Origin of the sequence: Pseudomonas rhodesiae, assembly GCF_007858255.1 — a bacterium.
Taxonomy (GTDB): domain Bacteria; phylum Pseudomonadota; class Gammaproteobacteria; order Pseudomonadales; family Pseudomonadaceae; genus Aquipseudomonas; species Aquipseudomonas rhodesiae.
Map to the genome: position 1 here is coordinate 1 of NZ_VFEU01000054.1, position 6291 is coordinate 6291.

Genomic DNA, 6291 nt, shown 5'->3' on the forward strand with positions numbered 1-6291 from the left:
CGGAGGCGCCTTCGAGTTCGGCGAGGCCTTCGGCGATGTCGAGTTTGTCCAGGGCGGCCTTGGCGCGCACGATGGCGGCGGAGTCACTGGCGGTGACGGCGCGGGCTTCAATGGCGGCGGCGGCGCCAGCACCGTCGAGGCGGTCCATGTTGGCTTCGGTGGCGTGGCCGGCGTTGGCGCCTTTGATCACCGCTGGGCCGGTGTCTTCGTTGTCGACTTCATCCCAACTCAGCATCGAAATATTCCTTCCTGGTCTGGTCTGACGGGGTGGGCCCGTGCAAAAAATAGATGATTTGCAGGCTTCAAGGCATTGAAATACTGCGCAGAGTGTGGTCGGTGAACACCGAAGGCGCACACTATGTAGTGGTCGGTCTTGTTTGTGGGCACACTATATGGTGTGTAACAGGGTTGGTCAACGGACCGAGCTGGTTACGTCGTCGCACCCTTACAGGGGCAACCTGACTTGCGCGCAGAGCCCGCCCTCGGGGCGGTTGCTCAAGGTCAGCGCACCGCCGATCGCCACGGCCAACTGTTGCGCGATGGCCAGGCCCAGGCCGGTGCCGCCGGTGCCGCGATTGCGTGAGCTTTCAACGCGGTAGAAGGGTTGCAGCACCTGGGGCAATTCAGCCTCGGCAATGCCTGGCCCGCTATCCAGTACCTTGATCGACAGTTCACCGTTGGGGGTGGCCGCCACTTCCAGATGGGCGGAGCCGGCGAACTTGAGGGCATTGTCCACCAGGTTCACCAGAATCCGGCGCAGGGCGTGGGGGCGCGTGTCGAGTATCGCCGCGCTCTTGCCACTGAGGCTGACCTGTTTGTGCATGTCTTGATAGTCGAACACCAGGCTGTCGAGAAAGGCGTCCAGGTCGATGCGCTGGCTGGTTTCGCTGGCGCCGTGGACGCTGCGCGCATAGGCCACGCCTTCGCGTACCAAGTGCTCCATTTCCCCCAGGTCGTTCCAGAGTTTTTCGCGGTCGGTGGAGTCCTCCATGAACTCGGCGCGCAGCTTCATACGGGTGATCGGTGTTTGCAGATCGTGGGAAATCGCCGCGAGGATCTGCATGCGTTCCTTGAGGTAGTCGGCGATCCGTTGCTGCATGCGATTGAACGCCGCTGCGGCATGGGCCACTTCGGTGGGCCCACGTTCATCGAGTGTCGTGGGATGTGCGTTGGGATCCAGGGTTTCCACGGCATGGGCCAGGCGCGTCAGCGGGCGAATGGCCAGGCGTACGGCTAACCCGGTGCAGATCAGCAGCAGCGCCAGTTGCAGCACCAGCACCACCGGTAGCCAATAGGCCACCGGGACGGCGGCGGGGCGCACATCCACGGTGATCGGACTCCCGTCGGCCAGTGTCAGGTGCGCCTGGAAATGCTTCTGCGCGCCCGGAATATCGCGAAAGGTCAGCGCATAACGCTCGCCCAGGGCCTCGGCAATCGAGGTGGCGGCCATGGGCATGTCATCGCTGGGCAAGGGGCGGCCCGGCTCGCCTGTGTTGAGCAGGTAACGGTAGTTCTGGCGGTTCAGGCGTGGCAGCCAACTGGCGCGCTCATCGGCAGGCAGGCGGTCCAGGATCGCCACGGAGGTGGCCACTTCGTTTTCCAGGTTGCCCAGCATCGTCGTGCGCGCGCTGATATAGCGCTCGTAAAACTGTGCACTGAACGACAGCCCATGGGCGCACACCAGGCTGATCAGGAAAATCAGCGACAATTGCGACGCCAGGGTGCGGGGCCAGCCGAGCCGCAGGCTCATTGATCGGCCTCGAGGATTTCCACCGGCAGTGAGAACACGTAGCCCTCGCTGCGCACGGTCTTGATATAGGCCGGCTCACGGGCATCATCCAACAGCCGTTGGCGCAGGCGACTGACCAGCAAGTCGATGGAACGGTCGAACAGATCGGCGTCGCGGCCCTGGGTCAGGTTGAGTAATTGGTCACGAGTGAGCACCCGTTGGGGGTGGTCGAGAAACACCCGCAACAGACGGTATTCCGCACCGCTCAGGGCCACCAGGGTGCCGTCGTCGTCAAGTAGGTGGCGCGCGGTGGTGTCCAGGCGCCAGCGACCGAAGCGGATCAGGCGCCCGGTTTCGGTGACCACCAGGTTGGGCGGTAGCATGCGCGTGCGGCGGAGCACCGCATTGATACGTGCCAGCAGCTCACGGGCCGCGAAGGGCTTGACCAGGTAATCGTCGGCGCCCATTTCCAGGCCGATGATGCGGTCGGTTTCGTCATTGCGGGCGGTCAGCATCAGCACCGGCGTGGCCTTGTGCTTGCCTACCCGCAGCTCGCGGCACAGCTGCAAACCGTCATCGCCGGGCATCATGATGTCCAGCACGATCAAATCTACGGGGGTGGTTTCCAGGAAGCTGCGCATTTGCCGGCCATCGGCGACCACGGTGGTGCGCATGCCATTTTTTTTCAGGTAATTGCCCACCAGTTCGCGGATCTCCCGGTCGTCATCGACGATCAGGATATGATCGACATGATCCATGCTGCCTTCCTCGTTAAATGCTCGTTGCGGCGCAGTCTAGCCACTGTTGCCGGCGATGCCTTGTACGTTTTGTATTGCAGTGTATCTGGGCGCAGGCAGATACACGGCGAAGCAAAAAAATGGCATATCGCCTTAGCGCGATCAGTTGCCAGACTTGCCGGCCCACCCGCGCAGCAGGGCTTCGAAGACACGCTGCGCGCGCGGGTCGTCGCTGTGGGCCACATTAAAGCGCATCGAATCACGATGGATCGGGTCGTAGCCGAATAACGCCCCCGGCGCCAGCACCATGCTGCGCTTCAACGCCTCCTGGGCCAGCAGTTCGCCGTTCACTTCCGGCGGCAGGCGTGCCCAGATAAACATGCCGCCTTCATAGGCCATTGGCAGTTCACAACCACAACGCCTGAGCCATTGCTCCACGCGACCGCCGGACTCCATCAGCCGTTGCACCATGCGTTTGCGGTGCTTGGCGTAGCTGCCTTCGCTGAGCATGCGGTAGACGATCTGCTCGAACAGCTCCGAGGTCACGCCGCCGCTCATCAACTTCATATTGGTCAGGTTGGCCGCCAATTGCGGCGCGGCCACCACATAGCTGACGCGGGTGTTGGCGCTGAGGATCTTGGAAAACCCCGACAGGTAAGTCACCTGCTCAAGACCGGCGAGGCTGGCCAGGCGTGGCGGCGGGTTGGGGTGCAAGTCACCGTAGAGGTCGTCTTCGACGATATGGCAGTGGTAATGCTGGGTCAGCTGCAGCAGGCGGAACGCTTGGCTCGGGCTGAACGAATGGCCGGTAGGGTTATGCAGCACGCTGGTGGTCAGGTACAGGCTGGGACGGTGGTCGGCCAGCAGCTGTTCCAGAGCGGTAAAGTCGAAACCGTCCGGGCGACGCTCAATGGTCACCACCTTGACCCCATGCAGCGCCAGATTGGCGTGGAAGTTGAAATAACACGGCGCATCCAGCAACACCGTATCGCCGGGGCGCGCCAGCAGGCGCATAAGCATGTCCAAGCCTTGCACGGTGTTGGGGGTGGTGATGATTTGCTCCACCGGCACCGACAATCCGTCACCGTGCAACTTGTGTTGCAGGGCCTGGCGCAGCGGTAGTAGACCGGCTGGCGTACCCAGCCCGGCGATGCGCAGCGACGGCGCGCGCACCACGCTGCGCATGGCCTGGCGGAGCGCCTCGCTGTTCAACCACGCTTCGGGCAGATGGCCGCCGCCGGGGCGCAGGTCGCTGTCGGCCGTCACCAGCGGGCGACGCAAGACGCTGAGCAGGTCTTGGGGCAGCAGGTCGACCCAGGTAGAGGAGGCCGGCCGCGTGCTGTCCATCGCCACAAAGTAGCCGCGGCCCTGGCTGGAGGTCAGCAGGTTGCGGCCGCGCAGACGGTCGAGGGCTTCGTTGAGGGTGAATTTGCTGACGCTCAGGGTCTGGGTCAACTCGCGCACCGACGGCAATTTGCTACCCGGTGCCCATTCGCCGTTTTCAATAGCCTGGCTGAACGCTTCGACGATCTGCTGCACCTTCGGCGTGCCGTCCACAAAGGCGATGGCGGATACAAACATAAACCTTCCTTGTCTTTGCTGGTGTTTTTACCGGTGAAGTGAGGCCGGATTAGGCATCACTTTACCTGCCTGGTGCAACGTCGCTCCTCTAGACTGCCGGCCACCTCGCTTGGATACGGCGATTTCCCTGCAAGTGAGCAATGGGTTCCGCATTTTTTATGACGACTTATATGTGCGCATCCAGAAAACCGCTGAGAGCCAAAGAGGGTGCTCAAGGCCAAGAAAGTCGACTCTCCTACCCAAGGTCCAGGACCATGACAACCGCGTTAACACTCTCTTCGTTCCTCTACTTTCTGTTGTTTTGCGCCACCATGACCTTCAGCCCTGGCCCCATGACCCTGCTCTTGCTGAGCCTGGGCTTGAAGGACGGCCTGCGCAGTTCCATCCCGGCGCAGATCGGCGCCAGTGTGTCGTACCTGATTTCGATCCTGATCTTTGCCGTGGGCTTCTCGGAACTGATCAAGGGCAACCTCGCCATTACCCAGACCATCCAGTTTGTCGGCGTGGCCTACATCCTGTACTTGGCCTACAAACAGTGGACCAGCAACGGCGTGTCGATCCACAGGGCCGGCGGTGTGGAAGGCCCGCGCAGCCTGTTCGGCAAAGGCTTGCTGACCGGGTTTTCCAACCCCAAGACCATCATTATGTTCAGCGCGGTGTTCCCGCAGTTCGCCGGGGCCGGGGAGCAAAGCTCGGCGGCGGACATCGCCATCCTCGGGCTGACCTTTCTGTTGCTGCAATTCGCCAGTGGCTGCTTGTATTGCTATTTCGGTCAGCGCATCAAGCATGTGCTGGAAAACCCTCAGCGCCGCGTGTTGTTGCAGCGCGCCACGGCGGTTTTGTTGTTGGGTGTGGCGTTGATGCTGGCACGGGACTTTTCCCGCTAAGCAAAGTCCCTGTCGGCTGTGGTGGCAATTTGCCGTCGCCCTGATAGACTCCAGGCATTCCTCCAGGATTGACCCCCGCCATGCCCAGCGTCGGAGGAAAAGGACTTCCGCTCGCCATTCGCCTCTACAGAACCCGTGCCCTGGGATTGGCCCTGGGCGTAGTGTGCGTGGTTTTTGCCATATACCCCCTGGAGCCTCCGCCGTGGGTGTGGGCCTGGATGCTGATCAATGCGTTTGTCTGGCCTCACGTGTCATTCCAACTGACCCTACGCGCCAGCCAAACCCTACGCAGCGAACGCCGCCATTTGCTGTTCGATTCGTTTTGCGGCGGCTTCTGGGTCGCCGCCATGCAGTTCAATCCGCTGCCCAGTGTCACCGTGCTGTCGATGATGTCCATGAACAACGTATCCATTGGCGGGCCGCGCTTTGTGTTGGCCGGCTGGCTGGCGCAGGCGCTGGGTGTCGCCATCGGGTGGTGGTGGGTGGCACCGGGTTTTATCGCCATGACCAGCCAGGCCCAGCTATACGCCTGCCTGCCGATCCTGATGCTGTATCCATTGGTGCTCGGTTGGATCTGCTATCGACAGGCTCAGAACTTGTCCCGGCACAAGCGCGAACTGCTTGCCCTGAGCCGTACTGACAGCTTGTCCGGCCTGCTCAACCACGGTGCGTGGAAAGATCAGTTGGAAATCGAGTTCCAGCGTTGTCGCGATGAACAGCGGGGCGCGGTGATCGCCCTGATCGACATCGACCACTTCAAACTTATCAATGACACCTACGGCCACGTGACCGGCGACATCGTGTTGCGCCAGCTCAGCAAGGTACTGCGCCAGAACCTGCGCAGTACCGACCAGGCGGGGCGATATGGCGGTGATGAATTCTGCGTGATCCTGTCGGACATGCCGCTCAACCGTGCCACGCAAGCTATGGATGCGCTGCGCGATCGCTTCAATGCGCTGACCTACGACCAAAACCCGACCCTGCGCGCCAGCCTGAGCATTGGCCTGGCGCCCTATCAACCGGGGCACGCCGACTCCATCAGTTGGCTCAACGACGCCGACCTGGCGTTGTACCAGGCCAAAAGCGGCGGGCGTAACCGCGTCAGCGCAGCGCAGGGGACTTGGTTGCGGTCGGTTTAGTGGGGGTGAGAGTGGGGTGAAAAAGCAGCGCTACGCTGGCGCATTCCCTACGGATGAGCGCCGTAGGTTTACTCGGAACTTGAGCCTGTCGTTGTGGTAATGGAATGGACGCCCCCTTCCTAACGGCATCTATGTGCCAAAGTTAAAGTGTTACCCACACTTAGCGGAAGGGAGCGTCCTCATGCAGCTTACGACTGTTTCGGTTGACTTGGCAAAAA

The 6291-nt window shown here is 61.7% G+C and carries 5 protein-coding genes and 1 pseudogene; 2 read left to right on the plus strand and 4 right to left on the minus strand.

All coding sequences use genetic code 11. The features are described from left to right. The 4 genes and pseudogenes from FIV35_RS29235 to FIV35_RS29250 form a co-directional block, all read right to left on the minus strand. A pseudogene (locus FIV35_RS29235) lies at positions 1-235 on the minus strand (ribonucleotide-diphosphate reductase subunit beta); the annotation flags it as partial. Positions 236-445: 210 nt separating this feature from the next. Then, complete coding sequence (locus tag FIV35_RS29240) at positions 446-1750, minus strand: ATP-binding protein (RefSeq protein ID WP_034138007.1); 1305 nt, start codon at positions 1748-1750, stop codon at positions 446-448. Then, positions 1747-2487: a response regulator gene (locus FIV35_RS29245; RefSeq protein ID WP_034138008.1), complete on the minus strand. Its 741-nt coding sequence runs from the start codon at positions 2485-2487 to the stop codon at positions 1747-1749. Before FIV35_RS29245 ends, FIV35_RS29240 begins: the two co-directional genes overlap by 4 nt. A 141-nt stretch (positions 2488-2628) precedes the next feature. Next, the gene (locus tag FIV35_RS29250) at positions 2629-4047 is read right to left on the minus strand and encodes an aminotransferase-like domain-containing protein (RefSeq protein WP_034138009.1); all 1419 of its coding nucleotides are present in this window, start codon (positions 4045-4047) and stop codon (positions 2629-2631) included. 254 nt (positions 4048-4301) lie between these two features. Here FIV35_RS29250 and FIV35_RS29255 point away from each other — a divergent pair, with 254 nt between their 5' ends. Continuing rightward, positions 4302-4934 carry a LysE family translocator gene (locus tag FIV35_RS29255; protein WP_034138010.1) on the plus strand — a complete coding sequence of 211 codons (633 nt, stop codon included), beginning with the start codon at positions 4302-4304 and terminating at the stop codon, positions 4932-4934. 80 nt (positions 4935-5014) lie between these two features. After that, positions 5015-6073: a diguanylate cyclase gene (locus FIV35_RS29260; RefSeq protein ID WP_034138011.1), complete on the plus strand. Its 1059-nt coding sequence runs from the start codon at positions 5015-5017 to the stop codon at positions 6071-6073. Positions 6074-6291: the final 218 nt, after the last annotated feature.

Bases quoted from the DNA above. Each gene is read 5' to 3' on its own strand.
- FIV35_RS29250 (WP_034138009.1), bottom strand. From the start codon at position 4,047: ATGTTTGTATCCGCCATCGCCTTTGTGGACGGCACGCCGAAGGTGCAG.
- FIV35_RS29255 (WP_034138010.1), top strand. From the start codon at position 4,302: ATGACAACCGCGTTAACACTCTCTTCGTTCCTCTACTTTCTGTTGTTT.
- FIV35_RS29245 (WP_034138008.1), bottom strand. From the start codon at position 2,487: ATGGATCATGTCGATCATATCCTGATCGTCGATGACGACCGGGAGATC.
- FIV35_RS29240 (WP_034138007.1), bottom strand. From the start codon at position 1,750: ATGAGCCTGCGGCTCGGCTGGCCCCGCACCCTGGCGTCGCAATTGTCG.
- FIV35_RS29260 (WP_034138011.1), top strand. From the start codon at position 5,015: ATGCCCAGCGTCGGAGGAAAAGGACTTCCGCTCGCCATTCGCCTCTAC.